Here is a 22,817-nt window from a genome sequence, read left to right on the forward strand (position 1 = left end):
TTATATTTAGAAATAATGTTTAATTATTTTCTTCTTTTTTTAGCTGGAGCTTTTTTTACAGTTTTCTTCTCAACTACTGGAAGATCTGATTTTTGAAGCGCTTCCCAAGCAGCACCATTTACAGCTTCTACAACAACTTTTCTATCAGCTTGTCTTTCAGCATCAGACGCTTTTTCAGAAACTTTAGCATCTCTTTCTCCAACTCCAACAGATTTCAATTGGCTTGGAGATACACCTTTAGCCTCTAAAGCAGCAACTACAGAAGCAGCTCTTTGTCTAGACAATTTCAAGTTATAAGCCTCAGCACCTTTAGCATCTGTGTGACCTGTTACTAAGAACTGACCATCAGAAGATCCTTTAAGAATTGTTGCAGCTTGATCAATTTTACTAGCAGATTCTGGTCTTAGAGTCGCTTTATTAAAATCAAACAATAAGTTAGTCAAAGCACCAGTAGCTTCTTCAGAGTAAGCTGAAGCTGGTTTAGGACAACCTTGATATTGAGCAAGACCTGGAACTGTAGGACAAGCATCATCTTTGTCTAATACTCCGTCACCGTCTGTATCTGGCCAAGGACAACCTTTGTTTTCAGCTGGACCAGCAACGTCTGGACAAGCATCATCTTTGTCTAACACTCCATCACCGTCTGTATCTGGCCAAGGACAACCGTTGTTCTCTTTTGGACCTGCAACATCTGGACATTGATCGTCTTTATCTGGAACTCCATCACCGTCCGTATCAGGACATCCTTGGAATTCTGGTAAACCTGGTACATCTGGACATGCATCCTCTTTATCAGGGATACCATCTTTATCTCTATCTGTATTACCAAATCTGAACAACAATGAAGCAGAAGCTTGCCAGAAGTTAGCAACACCTGATTTATCAACTGGTGTAGTCACATAATCTCCTTGAACACCTAAACCAAAGTTTTTAGTTACCCAGAAGTTAATACCAGCACCTGTACTTACTGCAAAGTGATTAGCTTTTCCTGTTAAATCACCATCTTTGTTATAAGAAGAATAAACTTCTCCTGACTTTGTATCTGTTGCAGGGAAAGTAAGACCTGTATAATCATGTCTTAGGTAGTTAGCACCAACTCTCAAGTACGGATCGAACCAAGACTCTTCATCCCACAACAAACCTGCAGCTTTGAATTGAACTCCTAGACCTGTCATCAAGAAGAATTCCTTCTCCATAGCAAATCTCTTGTTATCAACATTCCCTACAGTTGTTTGCCAGTCCAGAACCAAACCTTTCCCAAGGCTTCTTGCAACTGTCAACTTAGAAAGTGGCGGTGTGATTGAATACTTAGAAACTCCGAATAAATTATCTCCGAAATTTTTGAATGAGAACGTATTGCTGAAATTACTTCTTTGAGCAACGTGATTCACTCCATGAGCACCTACACCAATAACCCATGGGTTAGATGTAGTCTGTGCGAAAACAGTAGAAGCAACAGTAAGTGCCAATGCTGAAATTCCTAATTTTAGATTTTTCATAGAATTAAATGATTAAATAATTGATAATGCAAAATAAATATAATTTTTCTTTATAAACAAAGTTTTTTTAGTTTTTCTTTAACAATCGCTGGATGTTTACTTTATTCTCTCTATCTTTTATTGCCTCTCTTTTATCATAGAGTTTTTTCCCTCTGGCTAAAGAAATAAGCAATTTGGCCTTTCCATTATTATTGATATACAGCTTCAAAGGGATTATAGTATTCCCAACATCTTTTAACTTTTTTTTAAGTTTTTGCAATTCGTAATTATGCAGTAGCAACTTCCGTTCCCTTTTTGTTTTATGATTGTAAAAAGTTCCTAGCTTATACTCATCAATCATCATATTAATAATGTATAATTCATCATTAATAAACTGACAAAAGCTTTCCGTAATGGATGCTTTGGAAGAACGAAGCGATTTTATTTCAGTGCCTGTTAATACAATACCAGCTTCATATTCATCCAAGATTTCGTATTCGAAGCGGGCACGTTTGTTAAGAATATTAACAGATTTTTCTATTTTAACTTTCATTAAGTCTAAATTTATATAAAATTAGGAAACTTCAGTATCCCAACTTATTTTCGTATTTTTGCACAAATTTACAAAACTATATGTTAACAGTATCTAATATATCATTACAGTTCGGCAAGAGAGTTCTCTTTGACGAAGTTAATATAAAATTTACAAAAGGGAATTGTTATGGTATTATCGGTGCGAATGGTGCCGGAAAATCTACATTTCTTAAAATATTAAGTGGAAAACAAGAACCAACTTCCGGAAATGTATCTCTAGAGAATGGAAAAAGAATGTCAGTTCTTGAGCAGGACCACTTTGCTTATGATAACTTTACGGTTTTAGAAACCATTCTTAGAGGAAACAAGAGACTTTTCGATATCAAAGAAGAGATGGATGCACTTTATGCTAAAGAAGATTTCTCTGATGAAGATGGAATCAAAGCCGGAGAATTAGGTGTCATCTATGATGAAATGGGCGGATGGAATTCCGAAGCCGATGCGCAAACTTTGTTATCCAATGTTGGTATTACAGAAGATATGCACTATCAATTGATGGGCGAATTGGAAAACAAAGACAAAGTAAGAGTTTTGCTTGCACAGGCTTTGTTTGGTAATCCTGATGTCTTGATTCTGGATGAGCCTACTAACGACCTGGATATCGCTACAATTGCATGGTTGGAGGATTTCTTGGCAGATTATGAGAATACAGTAATCGTCGTATCTCACGACCGTCACTTCTTGGATACAGTTTGTACTCATATTGGAGATTTGGATTATTCTAAACTTAACTTATATACAGGTAACTACTCTTTCTGGTATCAAGCTTCTCAATTGGCAACGAGACAGAGAGCTCAGGCTAATAAAAAAGCAGAAGATAAGAAAAAGGAATTACAGGATTTCATCGCGAGATTTAGTTCCAACGTTGCAAAAGCAAAACAGGCAACTGCTCGTAAAAAGATGATTGACAAATTGAATATCGATGACATCAAACCATCTTCTCGTCGTTATCCAGCAATTATTTTCGATATAGAAAGAGAGGTTGGAGACCAGATTCTTGATGTTAAAGGTCTTGAAAAAACAAAAGACGGCGAATTGCTATTCACAAACGTTGACCTTAATCTTAAAAAAGGCGACAAAGTAGCAGTTCTTTCTAGAAACTCTTTGGCTATCACAGAATTTTTCGAAATTCTTGCTGGAAATATAGAAGCTGACAAAGGTAATGTAGCTTGGGGTGTAACAACCAATCAATCTCATATGCCATTAGACAATACAAGTTTCTTCCAAAGCGATTATAACTTGGTAGATTGGTTGAGACAATTCACTAAGAATGATGAAGAGCGTCACGAGGAGTTTATAAGAGGTTTCTTGGGAAGAATGTTGTTCTCTGGAGACGAAGCGCTTAAATCTTGTAAAGTTCTTTCCGGAGGTGAGAAAATGCGTTGCATGTTCAGTAGAATGATGCTTCAGAAAGCTAACGTTCTTTTGCTTGATGAACCTACCAACCACTTAGATTTGGAAAGTATTACAACGTTGAATAACTCATTGAACAACTTCAAAGGTAATCTTCTATTGTCTTCTCATGACCACGAATTGCTGGGAACTGTTTGTAACAGAATCATCGAGTTGACACCAAAAGGAATCATCGATAGAGATATGACTTACGACGAGTATCTATCAGACAAAAAAATTAAAGAATTACAAGAGCAAATGTATTCTTAATCATAAAAATAAAGAAAAGAGCATTCCAAGTTTGGAGTGCTCTTTTTAGTTGAATTAAGTATTTTACTTTTACTAATATAGACTTGTTATTTATTTGACATAAGTCTTTCTTATGTTTTACAATTATAATGAAAACACCCCAACTCTTAGGAGCATTTCTGTATTTTTTAAAACCTATTTCGTCAACTTTGTAGTTGGCAAAGTTACAGTTTCAGGATCTTTCCAAAGACCAACTTTCTCAGCTCTTTTATTACTATCAGGATATGAGTTGAACATCTTTTGAAAACCAGATTGTGCAGTTCCGCCTTCAGACAATAAAGCTAATTTCTTGAAAGCACTGTAAGCACCTACAACATCGTAACCATTAGCTTTTATAAAATCGTAAGAATAAGTATCCGCTTCCGATTCTTCCGATTCTTGCTTTTTACTGTGAGAAGCATCCATAATGGCATTCGCTATTTGACCTAATTGGTTATCATTAAGTGTTGCTACAGTTTTTGAAGATGTGGAAGCTGCATCTAATGCCGCCGCTTTCAAATAAGCAGATTTGATAGCTTCTTTTGTATCTTCGTTCTTAACGTGACCAATCTCGTGACCAATCTCGTGACCAATCTCGTGACCAATGACTGCAAGAAGTTCATCATCTTTCATAATATCCATCAAAGAAGAAAATACCCTCACGCTTCCATCTGCACAAGCAAAAGTGTTGATATCTTTCACTTTAATTTTGTAATTTAGGCTCAGACCATCTTGAGATTTGTGTTTTGCGAAAAGTTTGTTGAGGAGAACTGTGTATGGATCTTTTGCACCAGCAACCGGATTGTTTTTATCAAATATAATCTACAGAATCTTTGGATAACTTGATTGCATCGGCATTGGTAAATGTTAAAGCAGAAACACCCTTCCCCGCAGCTTTTGTTACGCTTCCAAGATTAAATTGAGCATTCGTAAAACCGACCGTTCCCAAAAAGAAGAGAGAAATAATTGTTTTTTTTATAATAGTTGCTTTTAGGATTACACTTTTATTTTTTGTAAAAAGCACTATCAATTTTGAGCAAATTACCCTAAACAAATTTCTAAACAAGGCTGTTTTTATCCGCGTAATTCAGTTTAAAAAAAATGAAAGTCATCATCGAAAAAGCTAAAAGCGAGCTCCCTCCATAACTAAAAAACGGCAAGGGAATCCCCACGGTTGGGAAAAGTCCCATAACCATCCCAAGATTGATTCCGAAGTGAATTAATAAAACAGATGCGAAACAGTAGCCAAAAACTCGATTAAATGTCGATTTTTGATTTTCTGCCAAATAGTAAATTCTACCAATAAAAATAGCATAACAGAGAATCAATACGGTACTTCCCACGAAGCCCCATTCTTCTCCTACAGTACAAAAGATGTAATCTGTTTCTTGTTCTGGAACAAATTTTCCCTGTGTTACCGAACCTTGTTTATAGCCCTTACCCATCAATCCTCCGGATCCGATTGCAGTTTTCGAATAGAGTAGGTTATAACCCGAAGTATCCCGGAAAGCTTTTTCGCCTTTGTAAAGAACTTCGATTCTTTCTTTTTGGTGTTTTGGTAATTTGGAAAGTACATATTCTGAGGAATAAGACAATCCGCTTAAAACACCTACCGACAATACAATTCCGATAATCAAAATTATATTACCCTGAATTTTATAAAAATTGAAAAAAACTAAAATAGCAACGATAATCAAAATGGCAATCACAACATAAATTGGAGCAACAGCAAGCGAGACTAGAAATGTTGCGGCAAATATAAAGATAACACCAAACAACCAACCAGAAAGTCCCTCCCTATAAAGCGCCATTAAAAAAGCAAAAAATACTAAAAGCGAACCAACATCCGGAATCATTAGAACAACAATCCCTGGTATTGCTACAATTGCCAAAGCTGTATAAAGTACTTTTCTATTTTTTAAATTAAAGTCAGGATTGGAAACATAATTCGCCAACATAAGTGCTGTTCCTATCTTCGCAAACTCTACAGGTTGCATCGTAAATCCACCGAATTTGTACCAGTTTTTCTGACCCAGAATTTCCGTTCCAAAAGGGAATAATCCAACCAAAAGTAGCACTCCTCCTACATATAGAATAGCTGCCATATTTTCGAAAAACTTGGTTCTCATACAAAATATAATCACCCCGACGAAACATGAGATTCCAAAGAACATCAATTGTTTGCTTCCCAATTTCTCATCCACACTATTGATATTCACAATAGCGAAAACACAAAGCAGGATGTAAAGCCCAATTCCCAACTTATCTATACCTTCTGCCCACTTCATTTTACTTTGGATTTTACAGATTTAACTTTGGAACTGTCTTTTTTTAATTTTTTATCTTGAATGGCTTTAAGACTATCTTTAATTTTCTTTAATTGGATTGAATCTTTTGGCGGTTCTTTGTACCAGCCTTTTCGTTTCATTTCGGAGATATATTGTCGTTTATACTCTGGCATAAAGCTAGAGGTAATCATTTTCTTGTAAAGATTTTCTCTTTTAAGTTCTCCAGTGATATATTTTTCGGCAATGGTAGTACAAGCTGGTCCTGCCCAAGTTGCCCCAAATCCTGCGTGCTCCATTACAGCAGCAACTACAATCTTTGGTTTATCTGCAGGGGCAATCAATACAAAAATCGAATTATCTTTTCCTTGAGGAACCTGTGCCGTTCCAGTTTTTGCTAATTGTGTAAAATCTTTTGAAAGCAAACTTCTCCCTGTTCCTTTCAACATTACAGCTTCCATCCCTTGAAGAATAACATTATAAAAATGAGGATTTTGAACCAATGTCATATGTTTCTTCTTGAATCTCGGGTCTGGATTTGGTTTTCCATCAATCGATTTAACAACGTGTGGCGTATAATACCAACCTTTATTTGCAATCGCCGCTACAAAATTTGCCATTTGCATAGGCGTCAAAAGCACATCGCCTTGCCCCATACCATTATAAATAGCACCAGTCGGCATCTCGTCCCAGTTTTTATAATCTGTCCGTTTAGAACCACTTGCTTTATAAATGGATTTCATTCTTTTTTCATAGAACTCACCAGAAGGAATTCTACCTTTTGCACCAACCGCTAAATCATTATTAAGGAACTCTCCAACGCCAAAACTATTGATAATTTTTTTCCATTCATCAACTCCTTTTGACGGATTACCGGGATATTTTTTTATGATTGATATATAAGCATAAGTGAAGTAGCAGTTACTAGACACCTGAATCGAAGGAATCAACGGGTCTGCCCCACCGTGACCTTTGATACTTTTCCCACGATAGAAGAAACCTCTTCCGCAAGGATAAATCGTTTGGTCTGTCATCACACCCATTTCCATCGCAGCAAGGGCTGTCAACAATTTGAATGTTGAACCCGGAGGATAAGCTGCCTGAATAGAACGATCGAATGTTGGCTTGTTCTCGTAGATGGTATCGTTGGCTAATTTGTAAAGATTTCTAGACTTGTTCGGACCAGTGAAAAGATTCGGGTCGATATCCGGTCCCGTTGCCATTGTAAGGATTTCTCCATTATTTGGATCAAGAGCAACAACTGCACCATGTTTATTGACCAACATTTCTTCTGCCATTCTTTGCAAATCATAATCGATGGTCAAAGTCAAATCCTTTCCTGTAACAACCTCCTTGTCAAGCTCTCCATTCTTATATGAGCCGATACTTCTTTGGCGAATGTCTTTTTGGATATATTTCATCCCTTTTTCGCCTCGAAGATCTTTTTCGTAAGCTTTTTCTATTCCACTTTTGCCAACGATATCTCCCGGTAAATAATAAAGTGAGTCTTTCTTAATATCGTTATCATTTACCTGATTGGTATAACCCAAAAGGTTACCAGAAGTGTTGATTTCATATTGTCTTTGAGGACGCGGAACTATCGCAAACGCTGGATATTTGAAAATCAATTCCTGAACTCTCGCCATATCTTCACGACTTAGATTTTTCATAAAAGTCATCGGCGTCAACTTAGAATAATATTTTTCCTTTTCAATATTTTTCATCGTTTTGATGAAATCGGGTTTTGAAATGTTTAATAATTTACAAAAACCTATAGTATCAAAATCAGGTTTAAGAAGTGCCGCTGTATAAGAAATCTCAAATGCTGGCTGATTTCCAACCAAAATTTTTCCGTTTCTATCAAAAATCACACCTCTCGGCGGAATGACATATTCGATTTTGATTGAAGTATTCGCAGCATTCAATGCATATCTGTCTGTAAACAACTGCAAATAAGAAAGTCTTGCAACAAAAATTAATGCAATAACAGAAAGGGCGATAATGATTTTGAAATATTGTGATTTCATATGTGCATTTCTATTTTTTAGAGGACATATGTAACCTCAATGTCAAAGAAAATTTTGTTGTTGTTTTTATACACATTCTTTTGGTTTCAGACTTTTTGCTTGATTTTAAATGCTAATGTATAGGCTAATATAAAGACAAATGATATTAAACTAGTTACTATGACATTAAATAAAATTTCAAAAAATCTATCGAATTTAAAAAACTCGATGAACTGCACCAAAAATTGATGGATAAAAATACTTGTTATGATAAAAAATATGAACTGAGTCCACTGGATACCTTGGAAAGAAAAGAAATCTGTAGTTGTATCCGTTGATGTTCTAAATATGATTGTTCTAAAATAAGCAACTACAGTTGTTGCAAAAGCATTGATTCCCCAAGTTCCCAAAAATGCATCCACACACAATCCCAAAATAAAACTCAATCCAAGAAATTGAAACTGATTTCTGAAAAATGGATAAAACATTACAAATACTGGATAAAGCACAGGTATGTATTGCCCAAACAAAGCAATCCTATTCAAGATGAAAACCTGAAAAGCGGTAAGTATTGCTATTAAAAGCAAGTCTGATGCAATGTTTCTACTGACCATCTTTTTTAATTTGAGCTTTTAAAGTATCTTCAATCTTCATTACCTCAGCTTTTTTGAGATTTCTTACAACATAAACCGTGCTTAGTTTTCCTACTTTTTCGCTAAGTTCTACAGAAACATCCCAGAATCCAGTTTTGCTGTCAACTTGATAACCGGCAACTGTTCCAACTAAGATTCCTGCAGGGAAAATTGAAGATTTTCCATCTGTTACAACTGTATCACCAACCTTAAGCGGAACATATTTCGGAATATCAGAAAGCGTCATCGTTCTAGAATCATCACCTTTCCAAGACAAGGTTCCAAAATAACCTGACTTTTTAAGTGAAGCACTAATTTTGATTTTATTGGTACTCAAAACCGATTGAACCAAGGAATAATTATCTGTTGTATTAATAACGATTCCGGCAATTCCTCTTGGTGCAATTACACCCATTTTGGAACTAACACCTTGTAAACGTCCTCTGTTAATTGTGAAATAATTATCTTTTCTGTTGATTGTATTGTAAACAACTTCTCCGTCAACAAAAGTATAAATCTGTCCGCCTCCGATTGTATCATAAACTTTTCGGAAAACCGGTTTATCCAGCTTTTCCTTTCCGTAAAGTTCTTTCATCAAAGCTTTGTTCTGAACAACAAGGTCTTCATTGATTTGTTTTAATTTCAAATAAGAAGTCCCTTCATCTATATAACCTGAAACCCAAGAATTAAAAGCCGCCGTTTTTGCTGCCAGATAACTTTGTTGCATTGAGTTCTTGCTGAAGATTAGCACAATTGCTACCAATTGTAAGAATATGAAGAACACAAATAACGCATTCTTGGAAAAAAATCTCAGCAAAGCACCCATCTAAACTATAGAATGATAATTGATAAATTATAAATGTTGGACTTTGACTCAAAACGTATCATCAAAAGTCCGAACATTCAAATTATATAGAAAATTGATTATTTAATTAAGAAATTGAATTTATCCATATTTTTAAGAGCAATCCCTGTTCCTCTTACAACTGCTCTCAATGGGTCTTCTGCTACGAAAACAGGAAGTCCAGTTTTTCGGTGAAGCCTGTCTGCCAAACCTCTTAGAAGAGCACCACCGCCAGCAAGGTAAATACCTGTTTTATAGATATCAGCAGCCAATTCCGGAGGAGTCAAAGAAAGAGTTTCCATTACTGCATCTTCGATTCTGATGATTGATTTATCAAGAGCCTTCGCAATTTCTTTATAATTCACCATAATCTCTTTTGGTTTACCGGTAATCAAATCACGACCTTGTACAGGGATATCATCAATTGGAACGTCTAATTCTTCAACAGCAGAACCAACTTCTAATTTGATTCTCTCAGCAGTTCTTTCTCCGATATATAAATTATGATGCGTTCTTAAGTAATAGGCAATATCATTAGTGAAAACATCACCTGCAATTTTCACAGATTTGTCACAAACAATTCCACCAAGCGCAACTACAGCAATCTCCGTTGTACCACCACCTATATCGATAATCATATTACCTTCTGGTTTTTGAACATCAATTCCAACTCCTATTGCTGCAGCCATTGGTTCATAAATCAAACGAACTTCTTTAGCATTCACTTTTTGGGCAGAATCTCTTACCGCTCTTTTTTCAACTTCGGTAATTCCGGATGGGATACAAATAACAATTCTAAGTGCGGGTTGAAAAAGCTTTCCTTTGATACCTGGAATTTGTTTGATAAATTCCTTAATCATATGTTCGGAAGCGTGGAAATCTGCGATAACGCCATCCTTTAATGGACGAACTGTTTTGATATCCTCGTGAGTCTTCCCTTGCATATGTTTTGCCTGTTCCCCAACAGCAATCGGCTTGCCAGAAGAGCGCTCTATCGCTACGATAGAAGGCTGATCTACAACGATTTTGTTGTTATGTATGATTAGCGTATTCGCCGTTCCCAAGTCAATCGCAATCTCTTGCGTAAACATATCCAATATACCCATTTCCGTTCAATAATTGTTAAGTTGACAAAGATAGGAATTTAGTCTCATTTTAATTATTGAATTAAAAATATTTTGGTTAAAATTTCCTTAAAATTTCACTTCGAATAATCATTCAAAATTCCAAAATTTCGCTTCAACTAAATCTCTCATATTAAAACTTCAAAAAGAGGAATATATTGTTGAAAATCTGTTTATAATTTTTAGAAAACTTATAGATTTTATCAATTTTTCAAAATGATATTCAGAAACAGTCTTAGTTTTAAAAATTGTAAATTTGCAAACTGAAAAATGAGTCCAAAAAATAAATTTCATCAAACTTCTGATTTTGCCGTTCTAAGCATCAGTTACGAAAAAGCTGATGCAGAAACTCGTGGCAAATTTGCATTTTTTGATGAACACGTTAAATCTTTCGTCAACCAAATCCATGAACAGGATTTTGGTGATGCTTTTGTGGTTTCCACTTGCAACAGAACAGAGATTTATTCCACAACCAAAAACTACCTTCATATCGCGGAACTCTACTGTAATACAGTTGGTGTTCAGCTTTCTGAGTTTTTGAAATATGTGAATGTTATACAAAGAGAAGATGCGCTTTTTCACCTTTTCCGTGTTGCAGCAGGTTTGGAAAGCCAGATTATTGGTGATTTTGAGATTGTTTCTCAAATCAAGAATGCTTATCATCGATTCAAAAAATACAAGGACTTTTCTAATCCATACTTGGAAAGAGCGATTAATTCATCAATTCAGATTTCGAAGAGAATTAAAAACGAAACAGGAATCAGTACTGGTTCTGCTTCGGTTTCTTACGCCGCAGTTCATTATATATTGAACAACACGAGACACCTTCATGAGAAAAATATTTTGCTTCTTGGTGTGGGAGAAATTGGTCAAAACACGATTGAGAATCTTGTTAAACATATCTATCAACCGAAAATCAAAATCGCCAACCGTTCTTTTGAAAAAGCGGAGAAAATTGCTGATAAATACAATATTCCTCAAATCGATTTTAATGAATTTCCAGAGGAACTGAAACAAACTGATGTTCTGATTGTTGCGACGGGAGCTCAGAAATATATTATTGACGAATCCAATTTTCCTAAAGATAAAGAAATGCTTGTCATCGATTTATCGATTCCTAATAACGTTCAGAAAGAAATCGGGAGTTGGGAAAATGTCACTTTGATTGATGTTGACCAACTTTCGCAAACCATTCAGGAAACAATGGAACAGCGAAAAAAAGAAATTCCGAAAGCCGAAGGAATCATCAAAGAAATGGCGAAGGAATTTGTAGATTGGGAAAAGAAAAGAAAATTGGCACCTCAAATCAACCAATTCAAAAATTCTTTGAAACAGATTGAGAAAAACGAGATGCACAACATTCATAAGAAATTCAATTACGCCAAAATTGAAGATATGGAGCTTTCTAATAAACTGGTTCAAAAACTAACCAATCGATTTGCAAAGTACATTCTCGAAAACCCTTCCCGTGCAGACGAAATCACGAAAATGATGGAGGACATCTTAGATATCCATAAACAAGAATCCGATGAACAAAATAAGAATAGGAACACGAAATAGTCCGCTTGCACTTTGGCAGGCTCACGAAGTTGAATCAAAATTGCAAAACCTTGGTTTCGAAACCGAGATTGTTCCTATTGTAAGTTCAGGAGACAAAAATCTTGACCAACCACTTTACGCATTGGGAATCACAGGTGTGTTTACGAAAGATTTGGACATTGCTCTATTAAATAAAGAAATCGATATTGCTATTCATTCTTTGAAAGATGTTCCGACTCAGTTACCTAATAATATTCAGATTTCTGCAGTTTTGGAAAGAGATTTTCCTGAAGATGTTTTGGTTAGAAATAATGATGCTCAACCTTTGGATTTAAACGTTTTGAAAATCGCAACCAGCAGTTTGAGAAGACGTGCGTTTTGGTTGAAAGAATTTCCTGAAACTGAATTCACTGACATCCGAGGAAACGTTCAAACACGTTTGAAAAAGCTGGACGACGGAATCGCTGATGCTACCGTTTTTTCTTTGGCAGGAATCAAAAGAATGAATCTGGATATTAATTATGAACAAATTCCGTTCTTATTACAAGCGCCTTCGCAAGGTGTTGTTGCCATTGCAAGTTTGTCTGATAATGAAGAATTGAATGATTCTTTAAAATCGATTTCTCATAAAGAAACCGAGATTTGCGTAACAATAGAAAGAGAATTTCTTAAAACGCTTGAAGGCGGTTGTACTGCTCCAATTGGCGCAAAAGCGGAAATGGTTAACGGACAAATCAGATTCTTGGGGAGGCTTTGTTCTCTTGATGGAAAAGACTGCATTGATACTGATGAGATTTTTGACTGGAACGATTCTGAAAATTTTGGAGAAAAAATTGCTTTGGAAGTCCTAAAAAATGGAGGCAAGGAATTGATGGATGAAATCAGAAAAAGCTTATAAGAATTAAATATCGCAAAGGCGCAATATTTTTACCTTTACAATGTTAAAAGTCGCCAAGTTTGACCTTTGCGACTTTTTTATAAAATTAAATTTACAAAACTTCGCGACTTTGCGTTAAAATCAAATGAAAATCCTTTTTACAAAATCATTGGACAAAGAAAAAGTTTCTGAGAAATTAGGAACAGATTTTTCGGTTGATTTTGTTGAAGTTATTAATACAGAATTTATAAAAACTAAAGCTTTTGATTTAAAAAATAATTCATTGATTTTCACAAGCGTGAATGGCGTAAAAGCTTTTTTCGAAAATGGATTTTCTCCGAATGAAAATTTTACTAAACCAAAAAACTACAACAAAATCTACGTTGTTGGTTCACAAACCAAAAAAGAATTAAGACAACATAATTTCGGAACTTTTAAACTTTGCAAGAATGCTAATGAACTTTCAAATTTCATAACAGAAAATTCTGTGAACGAATGTTTTTTGCATTTTTGTGGTAATATTGCGCTAGATATTCTAGATGAGAAATTGCCTTTGCAAAATATTTCTTACAAAAAAATCCCTGTTTATAAGACCGCACTACTCTACCCCAAAATCGATGAGAAATATCAGGCGATAGTTTTCTTCAGTCCGAGTGGAGTTCGTAGTTTTGCAAAGTTCAATAATTTGGATGGTATAAAGATTTTTTCGATTGGAAAAACCACAACTTCCGAATTGGAAAAACTAACTGATAATAAAATAATTACAAGCTCAAAAAATACTTTAGCTGATATTTTAAATTTGATTTTAAAAGATACTTCGACAGGCTCAGTATGACAATGTTGATATAATTTGAAAGGCTAAAGTTGTATTTTGCGAAGCGCGCCCCGACTTGAGCGGACTCTTCGAGAGCCTCAGAGTGACAATTGGGAGCGGAAGGCGGATAAAGGCGCCCAAAATAATATATAAAATGATTAAAAACGACCTATATTTAAAGGCACTTCGCGGAGAAACCGTGGAAAGACCGCCAGTTTGGATGATGAGACAAGCGGGAAGATACCTGCCGGAATTCATCGCTTTGCGCGACAAATACGATTTTTTCACAAGATGTCAAACGCCTGAATTGGCATCGGAAATCACGGTGCAGCCGATTAGACGATTTCCTTTGGACGCAGCGATTTTGTTCTCCGATATTTTGGTAGTTCCGCAAGCAATGGGAATCGATTTCAAAATGAAAGAATCGGTGGGGCCTTGGCTGGATGAACCTATCAGAACTGCTGAACAAGTTGATAACGTTATCGTTCCTGATGTAAATGATACTTTGGGTTACGTTTTCGATGCGATAGAAATGACTTTGGAAAAACTGGACAATGAGATTCCTTTGATTGGTTTTGCAGGTTCGCCTTGGACGATTTTCTGTTATTGCATTGAAGGTAGAGGTTCTAAGGATTTCAATATCGCAAAATCGTTTTGTTTTCTACAACCGGAAGCAGCGCACAAATTATTGCAAAAAATCACTGATACGACAATTGCCTACCTGAAAAGGAAAGTGGAAAAAGGCGTTTCTGCAGTTCAGGTTTTCGATTCTTGGGGCGGAATGCTTTCGCCAGCGGATTATCAAGAATTTTCTTGGCAATATATCAATCAGATTGTCGAAGCGCTTGCTCCGTTGACTCACATTGTGGTTTTTGGGAAAGGCTGTTGGTTTGCTTTGGACGAAATGACGAAATCTAAAGCGTCTGCAGTCGGTGTGGATTGGACAATCACGCCTGAATTAGCTAGACAATTCACGAATAATGCTGTGACTTTGCAAGGAAATTTTGACCCGTCAAGATTACATTCGAAGCCGGAAACTATTAGGAAAATGGTTCACGAAATGATTAACCGTTTTGGAAAAGATAAATACATCGTCAACCTCGGACACGGGATTTTACCAAATATTCCTGTTGAAAATGCCGAAGCTTTTATAAAAGCGGTGGTTGAATGGAAACCATAAATGAAAAGGAGCAAATTAATTTGCTCCTTTTTTTATTCTAATTGTCCTGGTGCGGGTTCTTGAGGTTTTAAAGACTCGTTATTCAATCCATCTTTTGGCGACTGCATTCTTTTTCTGGTTTTATCATCCTCTATTTTCTGTCTTTGTTCAAGATTGAATGTATCTTTCTTATTCATTTCCATAGTCTGAGAAGATGTATCCATTTTCATTTCAGTAGATTTCAGATTTTTTTCTGCTTTCGACCTCATATTATCTTTTTTAGGAGTCGTTTGTGCATTTATCAATAATGTTCCAAACATTAGAAATGCTCCCGTTATCATTAACTTTTTCATAACAATTTATTTAGTGTATATAATTAGTTTCAAACACCAAACCATATTATGTTAAATTTAAGAAGTTATAAGATTTTTAAGAGAACTTTAGGATAAATTACTTTTCCAAAACTTTTCTTAGTTTTTCTACAAAAACATAAGTTGCTGGACAAATCAAAGTATTTTTGATCGTAAGATTATTGATTTGATAAATTTTCTTTCGGTCTGTGTGAGGATATTCTCTACAAGCTTTCGGACGAATATCATAGATTGAACAAGTGTTGTCATCATTTAAGAAAAAGCAAGGTAAGTTTTGAAGAACTTTATCATTGTCCTCATCAATTCTCAAAAACTTAGACTCGAAATCTGCTTGTTTCATTCGGAGATGTTTCGAGATTCTTTCGATATCCTTCTCTGTGTAAAGCGGACCAGTGGTTTTACAGCAATTCGCACAGCTGAGACAATCAATTTCCTCAAAGGTTTCTTCGTGTTTTTCTACAACCAAATAATCAAGATTCTTCGGCGGTTTCTTTTTGAGTCCGTCCAAGAATTTTTTGTGGTCTTTCTGTTTTTGCTGTGCTTGTTTTTTATAGAAATCAAGATCCATTTTACAAAATTAGTGGTTTTCCAAATAAAAACTGACATTAATCTTATTTCAAGCTGATTCAAAAAGCGATAACTTTGATAGAACAAAATATCAAATTATGAAAGATATTACAAGCAGAGAAGATGTGGAATTTCTTGTAAAAGAATTCTATGACCAAGTGATAAAAGACGACCTCATCGGATTTTTCTTTACAGATGTTGCGAAGATTGACCTTAGTAAACATCTTCCGAAAATGTATAATTTCTGGGAAAGCATTCTTTTAGGAAATCCTGTTTATGAAGGTCATCCAATGGCAAAACATTTCCCAATTAATGAAGTTTCGGCTTTGGAAGAGAAGCATTTTAATCGTTGGTTGCAGATTTGGGAGAAAACAGTTCACGAGAACTTTGACGGAGAAAATGCCGAAAACGCTATCAACCGAGCTTTGAATATCGCCAGAATTATGAATCACAAAATGGCGAATGCGAGGAATAATTAGATTTTTTTAAAATCCAAGATGATGCAATTGGCAATCTATCCAATCTGTCAGCATATGAAACAGTAATCCAACGCTGATAATCCTTGGAATTCCTTTAAAAAATAAGAGCAGAAAATAAACGCCAATTGCCCAATAGGTGTGCAGCGGATGAAAATTAATACTGCATCTGTCCGGAGCAAAAATCGGTGTACTGAGTAAATGGTCTGCATCAACCAACATTGTCGCCAACATTATGAAATAAGCTTTTTTCCAATCTTTTCTGAAGAACAAAAAAGCCAACACAACCGGAAAACCAAAGTGTAAAAAATAATGGATTATTGTTCTTAATGTGATAAAATCGGGAACGTTCATTTTCTAGCGTAATATGATTGGTAATTTTTCTTTTTTGAATTTCAGCTTAATGTAATAGTAATCTGCTTTATTGCCGTAAAAAACATAATCCAAATCAGAAATTGCTTTCGTTCTAGATTTTGAAATTGTTCCTAACAGATTTTCAAACAGTTGACTATTTTTTAGAAAGAAATAATTCCCAGAAAGATTTTGATTGGACTTAATTGGTTTCCTTAGAGATTTTATGATAATTTCGTTTACTTTTTGTTCTATTAGATTCGGTTGAAATGGAATTAGTGTGAATTGATTTTGAGCATTAATCCACTTTTTATTTTGAAAATAAGCCCCAATTTTTTCTGAATCGGAACTTTGAAAATTAATCAGATAATTCGGTTGAATCAAATTCTGATAACTTACTTTTTCTATTTCATTGAAATCATCATCATAACCATAACTCACGATTGTATCATTCACAGTTTCCAGCTCAGCAAAAGCATTGATTGAATCAATATTAATAGAATCCGATATTTCTTTATTAAATAATTGAGTCGCAATTTTTGTATTCTTTGAATCTAATTTTAAATTCAAAAACTGAGTTTGTTTTTCTAAATCTGAAATGGTTGATGAAAAAATATCCTGTAAAGTTTTAGTTTTAATTTCCAGATTATCATCATTGAGATAAACTGCAAAATTGTGAATCTTAGATTTTGCAAGATAAGACACACTTGCAATCGAGTTATTGATGAATTGGTCAGCGTTTAACACTTTATTTTTAGAATTAAGAATCTGCTGAACTTTAGTCTCAAAATTCGAATTCGAAAATCCAATAACACATTTGGAAGCTTCAATTTTTATTGAAAAACTTTCTTTTGTATAAATATTATTTTTTGAAATTTTGAAGCCTTTTTTTATCAAAAATTCAATCAAACTATTTTTATCCTTAATCTCAAAAACACTGTACCATTCAGCAAAACTGGAATCTTTCAAATGGAAAATCTGGATATAATCCGGAATGATTAATCCATTATTTTTATGCTGAGAACTTGATTTCCCAACCCATTGAGAAGGATGTTTTATCCAAGTCAAAAAATATTGTTTTGAAATTTCTTTAACATCAATCAAAACAACAGCATCTGCATTTTTCGGAATAGATTTCAGTTCTTTATCCTTATGAAACCACAGAAAAAAAACGATAATTCCGACAATTAAAATCAGTAAAAAAAAGATAAGTCTTTTCTTCATTTAAAATGAGGTTGGTTTCGCCGGCTCCATTATTTTAATCAAATCATTGCAAAGGTCAAAGAAATACATCAAGCTGTTTTCCGAGGAATTCGGCGTTGTATAATTGAATTCTGTTTTAATACTTTCGCCTTTCACATTGGTTTTAAAATCAAAGTCGCCTGCATTTTTTCTGAAAAGATTCAACGCTTTTTGTTCAGGCAAAGTTTTGAATTCTTTCTCCAATCCATTCATCAACCTCTGCATATTGAAACTTCCTGACTGAGAATTTTTAGAAGCTTCTTTTGCCCATTTTTCAGAAATCCCAGACTGTTTTTTTGGAGCGAGATTAGCGAGAGATGTTGTCAGATAAACGATTCCGTCTTTTACCGTGAAGAACATTTGATCCACATAACTGCTGTTTTTCGGGTCTTTTTTCAGGTAATAGATGTCTCCATTTTTTCCAAATTTCTGCGCCAATTCTTTGTTAGAAGTCAACACATCGAAAATACGTTTCCAATAATCATCGTTATCCGTCGCAAAAGCAAAAGTGAAATCCGGAACCGCAACATCTTTGGTTTTTCTGATTTCCTTGCTGTTGAAGTTCTCATCAAACTCATAATCCGTGTACTCTACTTTTTTAGTATTAAGTTCATTCAACACAAAAATCCCATTTCCTGGAGCGATTTTAGAAATGGCTTTTTCATCCAGAACGATTTTTACCGTTTCGATAATCAATCCGATTTCTTTCTGATATTTCTCGTTGTCATTGCTACTTTCGAACAAACTGTACAACATATCAAAGTATTTGTATCCATCAAAATTAATCGCATAATATCCAATGCTTTTATCCGGAATCAAAGACATTAATTTTTTATTCTTTTTGCCTTGATAAACCGCCGAAATATTCTTCTGAGCTTCTTTATTTCTATGTTGATAATTGTTGACAAATCTTAATTTATTCTTCTCAAAATAAACATTATAAGTCGAATTGGAATTGTAAAGATTATCCAAAAGACTTCCGTAACTGTAAAGGCTCAATAACTTTTTATAAGGTCCATTTTTGAAGACTTCTCCGTAATTTGTATAGATGAAAATGTCTGATTTTGGGTCTTGAAACGCAACCATTTCCTTTGGAACTTCTATCTCAAAATTGGCATCGAAATATTTATCAAATTCCCTTTCAGCAAAAGCTTTTATAATCTTAAAATCTTCCGCTTTTATAGAATCCATTTCTTTTTTGTAAGCCAAATCCTCCGCTTCTTCATCATATTCTTCCGTTGGTTTTGCAGAAGCAACTTCTTCGCTTTCAACAGCTTCTTCCGTTTTTGGTTTTGGAGGATATTGGTGATGTTTTTCGAGATATTTGATGTCTTTTTGGAGACGCACAATTTCCGCGTTATGTTCCTTGATATCTTCTTTTTGATATTTGATTTCTTCTTTTAGGTATTTGATTTCTTCTTTGTAATCAAAAGGTTTTTCAACTTCCGCATAAGCCGAGTCTAGTTCAACAGCAGTCGAATCAACGTTCATAGCAATTGAGTCGATGACAGAAACAGCACTATCAGCAATTTTATCATAATCAAATTTTGGGTAAGATTTGGTATAACTTACGCCTGTAATAACCGCACGTTTGTCATTCCAAGCGACAAATGTTTCGTCATTGAGATTGACGTAAGAATACTTATCTTTCTTCGTCACTTCCAGTTCTTTTTTAGCCGAAACATTGATGAATTCTAGAAATTTCTTAGAATCTTGGAGAATAAAATGCGCCGTGTAAGCTTTCACAGAATCATTGAAACTCGAAAAATAGTGGTATTGTTTCGCATCATTTTGGATTCCTATGTTGGAGAAATCTTTCCAAGTTGGCTTTTCCTGATTGTTCTTGTTCAAGTCTTGCAAAATTGGATTCAGTTTATTCCAATTTACTTTTTCATTGAGCTGTTTGGAATTGGTTTCCATATAGAAAAATGCATTCTTGGGAATTTCCGTTGTGTTTTGAGAACTGGCAAAAAAGAAACCTATAAAAAGGAAATATAGAATCTGGAATTGATGTAAAACTGTTTTCATATGTAGTTTTTATTGTAATGAAATGGTATTCTGAACCTGCTTTTTTTCAAGTACAAAATCCAAAATATTACTATTAATTTTTAAAGCTTTTTTATTCGGAGAAATGGCGTAAGTGTTATTAGTCTGAGACTTAATCATATTTTCAAATTGCAAAATAGACGTGTAAGTCGCATTATTGAAAACCTCTTTATCCGCACTGCTGAGTTTGTTGTAATCGTTTTTGAAAGAATTAATCTTGTTTCTTATAAATGTTTTCTCAGCAACATTATTCTTGTATAATTGAGTTGGAATGGTTTTTCCAATGATATTTTTGGCTTTCAGTTTTTCTAAACCAGCATTGATATTTTCAATCTTTTTGAAATTACAGCTGAGCTTAATAATATAGTTCTCAGCATCAAAAGACGTTTTTACTTGACTGATTCCCGGAACAGTTTTAAATATTTCCGAAGCTTCTTTCAGCTTACTTTCTATCTCTGATTTTTTAGGAACTTTTTTGCCATTAATCGTTTCCATTTTTGAGATAGATTGCAATCGGGTTTTACTTTTGCTTGCATTCAAAATGATGGAATATTCTCCGCTTCCATCAGCTTTCAGACTCATTTTATCAATGATATCAAAACAACTTGTCAGACTAATAAAAGTGATGAACAGAGTGAGATATTTAATCAGATTTTTCACAGGAATTGAAGTTGGTTATTAACAAAGATAATTTTATAATTTTAAATCCTTCCTTTTAAATAATCTTGTCGAAGTTCCTCGTCCAGTTTTTCTATCGCATATCGGAGGCAAGTTCTTGGCATTTCTTTGTAATGAAGATTAAGGAAATCCAATAATTCTTTTTCGTTCATTTTTCCCATTTCGCGGAGAAGCCAACCGTTAGCTTTATGCATCAAATCGTGTGGATGTTTCAGATTTTTGAGAGCGAAGGTTTTTGTTAATTCAAATTGTCTTTTTTTGATGTGATACATTGTTCCGACAATCGCCATTCGCATTTCCCACATATTTTTGGAATCAGACAATTTTTCTAAGATTTTAGAATCTTGATTTCCAAAACAATATCGACCTAAAATCTTGTAACACGATGTATCAACCAAATCCCAATTATTGATATGTTTTGTATGCTTCAGATAAAAATCAATGATTTCTTTTTGTTCGATTTTATCTTTTGTTTTTTCGAATTTATAAACCAAAATCAGCAAAGCCGTCAAACGATGTTCGTGAATTTTTGAAGACAACAATTCGCTAAGTTCTTCGAGAGAAATCTTATTGTAAAATTCTTTCGCAACGCTTCGTTGGTCTGGAACAGTTACACCAATAAAAACATCGCCTTCGCCATATTCTCCTTTTCCTGTTTTGAAAAATTTTTGGAGAATTTTTACATTTTCAGGAATAGATAAATCTGATAAAGATTGTTTAATATCTTTCAATAAATCAATCATTTTTGAATCTGTCTTTATGATGTACCGTTTTTACAAAAAAGAGGTCGAGCCCATTTCTGAAAATATTTAGCCACGAACCATCCGGTAAAACTTTACTCTTAAAATCTGTTCCGTATTTGAATACCGTTGAAAAATCCTCCAAAGCTATTCTTTCGTCACTAAAATTTGTAACTACAATGGGAAATTCTTCTAATTTTCCCGTTCCGCTTTTTTGAATAGTTTCTCTCAGCAATTTATATTGCAATGCGTGAAAATCACTTTTTGTATTATCTCCTAAAGTTTTATAAATATTGATAAGGTCATAAATCAATTCCTTGTTGATAGGATTTTGCTGATAAAGAGACAATGCATCTTCTAAAACCTTATTTGCTAATTTTTTAGAAAGTTTCTTACTACAAAAATTTGTGACCTTATTTAGCTGATTATTAAATTCTATTCTTTTGTAGCCGTAATCAACATAATTATTCCCATAATAAATATAATTAAGTTGCTCTTGGGTTAGCTTCTCTGGAGTTGTTTTATAAATCTCAAGATTATCGTAATAATATTTTTGTGGATTTTCAGAAACGTTCTTTTTTATCTCATCTATATTAATTTGACAAAATACAAGATTAAAAATCAACAAATTAAAAAGACAAAACAGATTTCTCATCATTTATAAATTTACTTCAAATTAAGCTGATTCTGAAATTCTTCAAGATACTTCGCCAAATGAAAACCATCCATCAAACCGTGATATCCTTCTACAGAAACAGGCAACATTTTTCGACCGTTTTTCTCAGAAAATTTCCCAAAGACAATTTTTGGAATCGATTCTTTCGGGTCAAAATCTGTGGGATGAAGCAAACCTGTAAAATGCGTCCAAGGCATTGTAGAATGTCGGATATGATTGGGCGGTAATTCTTCGTTTCTGATTCTCAAACCAATTGAATTTTGAACTTCATCAATTTCTTTTTGCAAATTCTTGTTAAAGATTTGAAAATCATCAGAATATTCAAAATAAGAAAAACCAAATGTTCCGTCATTTCTAGCAATTGTAGAACCTACGTGAACAATATCAAACGCTACAACTTCATCATTTACAATCCTATAACCAAATTCCTCAACCGAATTAATGGCTTTCATTGATTTATGAAGATAATGTGCGAAAAAAGATTCGTTGTTTTCCTTAGCTAATCTGTAAGTTTCTGTACAATCAACTTCGGTTACAATCCCAAAATAAGGACTTTTCATTCGGGAAAAAAAATCGAAATGTTCCTTTCTTTTCCAGTTTTTTATATCGATAACTTTCATTTTTTAATTTTTAACTTC

At 34.3% G+C, this 22,817-nt stretch carries 22 protein-coding genes and 1 pseudogene; 6 read left to right on the forward strand and 17 right to left on the reverse strand.

From position 1 onward, the window contains the following. Positions 1–23: 23 nt before the first annotated feature. Both RTY06_RS01780 and smpB read right to left on the reverse strand, forming a co-directional pair. On the reverse strand, positions 24–1,499 hold the full coding sequence (locus RTY06_RS01780) for an OmpA family protein (RefSeq protein WP_312822380.1): 1,476 nt from the start codon (positions 1,497–1,499) through the stop codon (positions 24–26). Between the two features lie 67 nt (positions 1,500–1,566). Then, a complete protein-coding gene (gene smpB / locus RTY06_RS01785; RefSeq protein ID WP_116035328.1) occupies positions 1,567–2,031 on the reverse strand; it encodes an SsrA-binding protein SmpB in 465 nt (154 codons plus the stop codon). Between the two features lie 80 nt (positions 2,032–2,111). Here smpB and RTY06_RS01790 point away from each other — a divergent pair, with 80 nt between their 5' ends. After that, a complete protein-coding gene (locus RTY06_RS01790; RefSeq protein WP_312822382.1) occupies positions 2,112–3,734 on the forward strand; it encodes an ATP-binding cassette domain-containing protein in 1,623 nt (540 codons plus the stop codon). 174 nt (positions 3,735–3,908) lie between these two features. Here RTY06_RS01790 and RTY06_RS01795 read toward each other — a convergent pair. From RTY06_RS01795 to RTY06_RS01820, 6 genes and pseudogenes are all read right to left on the reverse strand, one after another. Beyond that, positions 3,909–4,731 (reverse strand): annotated as a pseudogene (locus tag RTY06_RS01795) (M48 family metalloprotease). 79 nt (positions 4,732–4,810) lie between these two features. After that, positions 4,811–6,040, reverse strand: coding sequence for a rod shape-determining protein RodA (gene rodA, locus RTY06_RS01800; protein WP_312822383.1), 1,230 nt, complete (start codon positions 6,038–6,040; stop codon positions 4,811–4,813). Further along, positions 6,037–8,064 (reverse strand): penicillin-binding transpeptidase domain-containing protein, encoded by a 2,028-nt coding sequence (locus RTY06_RS01805; protein ID WP_312822384.1) that lies wholly within the window; start codon positions 8,062–8,064, stop codon positions 6,037–6,039. Before RTY06_RS01805 ends, rodA begins: the two co-directional genes overlap by 4 nt. 86 nt (positions 8,065–8,150) lie before the next feature. Further along, entirely contained in the window at positions 8,151–8,657 is a 507-nt protein-coding gene (locus RTY06_RS01810) for a rod shape-determining protein MreD (RefSeq protein ID WP_312822386.1), read from the reverse strand. Then, on the reverse strand, positions 8,647–9,501 hold the full coding sequence (mreC, locus tag RTY06_RS01815) for a rod shape-determining protein MreC (protein ID WP_312822388.1): 855 nt from the start codon (positions 9,499–9,501) through the stop codon (positions 8,647–8,649). Before mreC ends, RTY06_RS01810 begins: the two co-directional genes overlap by 11 nt. Positions 9,502–9,599: 98 nt before the next feature. Beyond that, positions 9,600–10,625 (reverse strand): rod shape-determining protein, encoded by a 1,026-nt coding sequence (locus tag RTY06_RS01820; RefSeq protein WP_027383133.1) that lies wholly within the window; start codon positions 10,623–10,625, stop codon positions 9,600–9,602. A gap of 288 nt (positions 10,626–10,913) precedes the next feature. Between RTY06_RS01820 and hemA the strand changes: the two genes are divergently transcribed. The 4 genes from hemA (at position 10,914) to hemE (ending at position 15,053) form a co-directional block, all read left to right on the forward strand. Then, on the forward strand, positions 10,914–12,203 hold the full coding sequence (gene hemA / locus RTY06_RS01825; protein WP_312822389.1) for a glutamyl-tRNA reductase: 1,290 nt from the start codon (positions 10,914–10,916) through the stop codon (positions 12,201–12,203). Next, entirely contained in the window at positions 12,172–13,080 is a 909-nt protein-coding gene (gene hemC / locus RTY06_RS01830) for a hydroxymethylbilane synthase (protein WP_312822390.1), read from the forward strand. The genes hemA and hemC overlap by 32 nt, the downstream gene beginning before the upstream one ends. Before the next feature lie 124 nt (positions 13,081–13,204). Next, positions 13,205–13,894, forward strand: a complete 690-nt coding sequence (locus RTY06_RS01835; protein ID WP_312822391.1) for a uroporphyrinogen-III synthase — start codon at positions 13,205–13,207, stop codon at positions 13,892–13,894. A 133-nt stretch (positions 13,895–14,027) separates the two neighbouring features. Then, positions 14,028–15,053 (forward strand): uroporphyrinogen decarboxylase, encoded by a 1,026-nt coding sequence (gene hemE, locus RTY06_RS01840; RefSeq protein WP_312822392.1) that lies wholly within the window; start codon positions 14,028–14,030, stop codon positions 15,051–15,053. Between the two features lie 32 nt (positions 15,054–15,085). On the opposite strand, the gene RTY06_RS01845 is transcribed toward hemE, so the two are convergent. Beyond that, on the reverse strand, positions 15,086–15,385 hold the full coding sequence (locus RTY06_RS01845) for a hypothetical protein (RefSeq protein WP_312822393.1): 300 nt from the start codon (positions 15,383–15,385) through the stop codon (positions 15,086–15,088). Between the two features lie 97 nt (positions 15,386–15,482). Beyond that, the gene (locus RTY06_RS01850; RefSeq protein WP_312822395.1) at positions 15,483–15,971 is read right to left on the reverse strand and encodes a YkgJ family cysteine cluster protein; all 489 of its coding nucleotides are present in this window, start codon (positions 15,969–15,971) and stop codon (positions 15,483–15,485) included. Between the two features lie 97 nt (positions 15,972–16,068). Here RTY06_RS01850 and RTY06_RS01855 point away from each other — a divergent pair, with 97 nt between their 5' ends. Then, positions 16,069–16,449, forward strand: a complete 381-nt coding sequence (locus RTY06_RS01855; RefSeq protein WP_312822396.1) for a group III truncated hemoglobin — start codon at positions 16,069–16,071, stop codon at positions 16,447–16,449. A gap of 6 nt (positions 16,450–16,455) precedes the next feature. Here RTY06_RS01855 and RTY06_RS01860 read toward each other — a convergent pair whose 3' ends face one another. The 7 genes from RTY06_RS01860 to RTY06_RS01890 are packed head-to-tail and all read right to left on the reverse strand — an operon-like array spanning position 16,456 to position 22,799. After that, complete coding sequence (locus RTY06_RS01860; RefSeq protein ID WP_312822397.1) at positions 16,456–16,800, reverse strand: DUF6122 family protein; 345 nt, start codon at positions 16,798–16,800, stop codon at positions 16,456–16,458. Positions 16,801–16,803: 3 nt separating this feature from the next. Continuing rightward, the gene (locus RTY06_RS01865; RefSeq protein ID WP_312822399.1) at positions 16,804–18,021 is read right to left on the reverse strand and encodes a hypothetical protein; all 1,218 of its coding nucleotides are present in this window, start codon (positions 18,019–18,021) and stop codon (positions 16,804–16,806) included. Next, a complete protein-coding gene (locus tag RTY06_RS01870) occupies positions 18,022–20,067 on the reverse strand; it encodes a hypothetical protein (protein ID WP_312822400.1) in 2,046 nt (681 codons plus the stop codon). Between the two features lie 9 nt (positions 20,068–20,076). After that, complete coding sequence (locus tag RTY06_RS01875; RefSeq protein ID WP_312822401.1) at positions 20,077–20,745, reverse strand: hypothetical protein; 669 nt, start codon at positions 20,743–20,745, stop codon at positions 20,077–20,079. Positions 20,746–20,786: 41 nt separating this feature from the next. After that, a complete protein-coding gene (locus RTY06_RS01880) occupies positions 20,787–21,506 on the reverse strand; it encodes a DNA alkylation repair protein (RefSeq protein ID WP_312822402.1) in 720 nt (239 codons plus the stop codon). Further along, the gene (locus RTY06_RS01885) at positions 21,499–22,161 is read right to left on the reverse strand and encodes a DUF4919 domain-containing protein (protein ID WP_312822403.1); all 663 of its coding nucleotides are present in this window, start codon (positions 22,159–22,161) and stop codon (positions 21,499–21,501) included. The genes RTY06_RS01880 and RTY06_RS01885 overlap by 8 nt, the downstream gene beginning before the upstream one ends. A gap of 8 nt (positions 22,162–22,169) precedes the next feature. Next, on the reverse strand, positions 22,170–22,799 hold the full coding sequence (locus RTY06_RS01890; RefSeq protein ID WP_312822404.1) for a chloramphenicol acetyltransferase: 630 nt from the start codon (positions 22,797–22,799) through the stop codon (positions 22,170–22,172). Positions 22,800–22,817 lie beyond the last annotated feature (18 nt).

The organism is Epilithonimonas sp. (genome assembly GCF_032055105.1).
In the GTDB taxonomy this organism is placed as follows: Bacteria; Bacteroidota; Bacteroidia; order Flavobacteriales; family Weeksellaceae; genus Epilithonimonas.

What these genes read in the sequence shown, in the direction of transcription:
- RTY06_RS01850 (WP_312822395.1), bottom strand. Translation starts at nt 15,971, where the DNA reads ATGGATCTTGATTTCTATAAAAAACAAGCACAGCAAAAACAGAAAGAC.
- rodA (WP_312822383.1), bottom strand. Translation starts at nt 6,040, where the DNA reads ATGAAGTGGGCAGAAGGTATAGATAAGTTGGGAATTGGGCTTTACATC.
- RTY06_RS01865 (WP_312822399.1), bottom strand. Translation starts at nt 18,021, where the DNA reads ATGAAGAAAAGACTTATCTTTTTTTTACTGATTTTAATTGTCGGAATT.
- RTY06_RS01805 (WP_312822384.1), bottom strand. Translation starts at nt 8,064, where the DNA reads ATGAAATCACAATATTTCAAAATCATTATCGCCCTTTCTGTTATTGCA.
- hemA (WP_312822389.1), top strand. Translation starts at nt 10,914, where the DNA reads ATGAGTCCAAAAAATAAATTTCATCAAACTTCTGATTTTGCCGTTCTA.
- RTY06_RS01885 (WP_312822403.1), bottom strand. Translation starts at nt 22,161, where the DNA reads ATGATGAGAAATCTGTTTTGTCTTTTTAATTTGTTGATTTTTAATCTT.
- mreC (WP_312822388.1), bottom strand. Translation starts at nt 9,501, where the DNA reads ATGGGTGCTTTGCTGAGATTTTTTTCCAAGAATGCGTTATTTGTGTTC.
- RTY06_RS01820 (WP_027383133.1), bottom strand. Translation starts at nt 10,625, where the DNA reads ATGGGTATATTGGATATGTTTACGCAAGAGATTGCGATTGACTTGGGA.
- RTY06_RS01780 (WP_312822380.1), bottom strand. Translation starts at nt 1,499, where the DNA reads ATGAAAAATCTAAAATTAGGAATTTCAGCATTGGCACTTACTGTTGCT.
- smpB (WP_116035328.1), bottom strand. Translation starts at nt 2,031, where the DNA reads ATGAAAGTTAAAATAGAAAAATCTGTTAATATTCTTAACAAACGTGCC.
- RTY06_RS01845 (WP_312822393.1), bottom strand. Translation starts at nt 15,385, where the DNA reads ATGAAAAAGTTAATGATAACGGGAGCATTTCTAATGTTTGGAACATTA.
- RTY06_RS01860 (WP_312822397.1), bottom strand. Translation starts at nt 16,800, where the DNA reads ATGAACGTTCCCGATTTTATCACATTAAGAACAATAATCCATTATTTT.
- RTY06_RS01855 (WP_312822396.1), top strand. Translation starts at nt 16,069, where the DNA reads ATGAAAGATATTACAAGCAGAGAAGATGTGGAATTTCTTGTAAAAGAA.
- hemE (WP_312822392.1), top strand. Translation starts at nt 14,028, where the DNA reads ATGATTAAAAACGACCTATATTTAAAGGCACTTCGCGGAGAAACCGTG.
- RTY06_RS01890 (WP_312822404.1), bottom strand. Translation starts at nt 22,799, where the DNA reads ATGAAAGTTATCGATATAAAAAACTGGAAAAGAAAGGAACATTTCGAT.
- hemC (WP_312822390.1), top strand. Translation starts at nt 12,172, where the DNA reads ATGAACAAAATAAGAATAGGAACACGAAATAGTCCGCTTGCACTTTGG.
- RTY06_RS01790 (WP_312822382.1), top strand. Translation starts at nt 2,112, where the DNA reads ATGTTAACAGTATCTAATATATCATTACAGTTCGGCAAGAGAGTTCTC.
- RTY06_RS01835 (WP_312822391.1), top strand. Translation starts at nt 13,205, where the DNA reads ATGAAAATCCTTTTTACAAAATCATTGGACAAAGAAAAAGTTTCTGAG.
- RTY06_RS01880 (WP_312822402.1), bottom strand. Translation starts at nt 21,506, where the DNA reads ATGATTGATTTATTGAAAGATATTAAACAATCTTTATCAGATTTATCT.
- RTY06_RS01810 (WP_312822386.1), bottom strand. Translation starts at nt 8,657, where the DNA reads ATGGTCAGTAGAAACATTGCATCAGACTTGCTTTTAATAGCAATACTT.
- RTY06_RS01870 (WP_312822400.1), bottom strand. Translation starts at nt 20,067, where the DNA reads ATGAAAACAGTTTTACATCAATTCCAGATTCTATATTTCCTTTTTATA.